At 58.0% G+C, this 2,451-nt stretch carries 2 protein-coding genes and 2 pseudogenes; 3 read left to right on the top strand and 1 reads right to left on the bottom strand.

Annotated features, from left to right (window positions below; genetic code table 11):
* Together AC1RQ9_RS18730 and AC1RQ9_RS18725 are read left to right on the top strand one after the other, a co-directional pair.
* A partial coding sequence (locus AC1RQ9_RS18730; protein ID WP_485988094.1) for an MFS transporter occupies positions 1-709 on the top strand: 709 nt, incomplete at its 5' end.
* Positions 710-811: 102 nt separating this feature from the next.
* Positions 812-1,276, top strand: a complete 465-nt coding sequence (locus tag AC1RQ9_RS18725) for a nuclear transport factor 2 family protein (protein WP_025440109.1) — start codon at positions 812-814, stop codon at positions 1,274-1,276.
* A 49-nt stretch (positions 1,277-1,325) separates the two neighbouring features.
* Here AC1RQ9_RS18725 and AC1RQ9_RS18720 read toward each other — a convergent pair.
* Positions 1,326-2,085, bottom strand: a pseudogene (locus tag AC1RQ9_RS18720) (SDR family oxidoreductase).
* 141 nt (positions 2,086-2,226) lie between these two features.
* Here AC1RQ9_RS18720 and AC1RQ9_RS18715 point away from each other — a divergent pair.
* Positions 2,227-2,451: pseudogene (locus AC1RQ9_RS18715) on the top strand (AraC family transcriptional regulator); the annotation flags it as partial.

Below are 2,451 nucleotides of genomic sequence, written 5' to 3'. Positions count from 1 at the left end.
CGCTGCTGTCGGCTGGCGTCTGGCTTTCTGGATCATGTCGGGCCTGACCATGCTGCTGATCGCATGGGTGCTGGCGAAGGTTCCTGACTTTCCGGGTGCCGCGTATGACGAGCGTCTGCCGTTCCGGCATGTTCTGTACATGCCGGGCGTGCGGTCTGTTCTGGGCGTGGTGATGGCGTGGATGCTCGCGCACAATGTTCTCTATACCTACATCGTGCCATTCGTGACACCGGCCGGACTGGCGGGACAGGCAGATCGCATCCTGCTGCTGTTCGGGGTCGCTGCCCTTGTCGGCATCTGGCTGACCAGCCGCACGGTCGATCACGCCCTGCGTCTGTCTGTTCTGCTCAGCCTCGCCATATTCGCGGTCGTGGCAGCGGCTTTTGCTATCGGATCAGCATCGCCTGCGGTGATCATGATCGGTGTCACGATATGGGGGCTGACATTTGGTGGTGCTGCGACGTTGCTCCAGACAGCACTGGCTGATGCGGCTGGCGATGGCGCGGATGTCGCGCTGTCGATGAATGTGGTGGCGTGGAACAGTGCGATAGCTGGCGGGGGCCTTCTGGGCGGCGCGCTGCTCGACACATGGGGGGCGGCATCATTCCCCTGGGCGGTGATGGGGCTTGTCGCGGTCGGCTTCCTGATCGCATGGCAGGCCCGGTCCCATGGGTTTCGACCCGGCCACCGGCTCGGGCATGAAAGCTAAGGATGCAATGGGGGTGTCAAAAGCGTCCTTCTCTTCTACCCTGTGTGGGGCTATCGCTTTCACCATCACTTTTAACCCTGCTCAACCATACGGAACTTATCCATGTCACGACCGCCATTCCCGCCCTTTGATATTGAAAGTGCGACACGCAAGGTCCGGCTTGCCGAAGATGCCTGGAATTCCCGGAACCCGGAACAGGTGGCGCAGGCCTATACAGTGGATAGCCAATGGCGCAACCGGGTAGAATTCATCCATGGACGTGATCAGATCGTGGCCTTCCTGACACGCAAATGGAACGGGGAGCGCGAATACCGCCTGATCAAGGAACTCTGGGGTTTCCGCAATAACCGCATGGCTGTCCGTTTTGCCTATGAATGGCATGATGATGCGGGTCGGTGGTTCCGGTCCTATGGCAATGAACTGTGGGAATTCGATACCGCCGGGCTTATGCGCCGCCGGGTCGCATCGATCAATGACCTGCCGATAGAGGCCGGAGACCGACTGTTCCATTGGCCTGCGGGAAGACGCCCCGACGATCATCCGGGGCTGTCCGACCTTGGACTTTAATGTCCTGAAAGAAATTGCTCTCGCCAAAGTTCTTTCATGATTCCGATACTCACCATCCCTGTTCGGTGGGCAGAACGAACAAGTTCTGCGACATCCATTCGGGATGGTGCGTTCAGCGCAAACAGGATCGTGTCAGCGATGTCCTCGCCTTCCAGATAGGTCATGGAAGCAGCCAGATCATCCATCTGCTTGCGGTAAGTGGCATCTGTAATCTGCTCGTACAGTTCCGACTTCACGGCACCCGGTTGAATGCAGGTGACGCGGATATTGTGCTTTGACCCGATCTCCATCCTGAGTCCATCGGAGAACTCTGCGACGGCGGCCTTGGTGGCGCAATAGACGGCCAGACCGGTAAAGACTTTCCGGCCCGCAATCGAGGACATGTTGAAGATATGGCCCGAATGCTGTGCGATCATCTGTGGAAGAACCGCCGCCGCTGCATTGAGGACACCAGACACGTTTACGTCCATCATACGCTGCCATTCATCCACTTTCAGGCTGTCAACATTGGACAGGGGCATCAGGCCCGCATTGTTGACCAGCACATCAATCCTGCCGAACCGGGCGATGAGGGCATCTGCCGCAGCCCTGCATGACGTCAGATCCGTAACGTCGGTTGGAAGGACAACCGCTTTGCCGCCTGCCCCGGTGATTTCCATCGCCAGCGCGTCCAGACGGTCCTTGCGCCGTGCCGCCAGACCGACAATAACGCCTTCTATCGCAAGTTTGCGTGCTGTTGCCGCGCCTATCCCGCTGGAGGCTCCGGTAACAAGGGCGACCTTACCTCTGATACTCATGATAATCTTCATCTATTCCGTTTAAAAAAGAACGAGAAAACAGGTAAAGACCCAGGCAGATGGTTTCTGTCGTCCTCTTGCTAAAACCATTGTGATTTTGCGTTTTTGTGAGTTGGACTGGACAATTCACGGCACGCCTGAAAGGGAAACCGGATGCCGCACCCGCATCGTTCTTCGCTGCATGCCGCCAGTTACGCCCTCGAGGACCGTATTCCGGGCCGGAAAATCGGGCAAAGCCAAGGGAAGGCATGGAAAGAGGCAGAGGCACAGATATTCCGCCGGCCGCAACACGAGAATGAAGTGCTGGTCCCGGCCGTGGCCGAGCCCTTGCTGGTCTGGATCATCTCGGGAGAAGCGCAGATCGAGGAACGAGAACTA

This window comes from Komagataeibacter ossonobensis, assembly GCF_057359305.1.
Note: the sequence above shows the minus strand (reverse complement) of the source record. Positions and strands in the feature narration are given on the sequence as shown.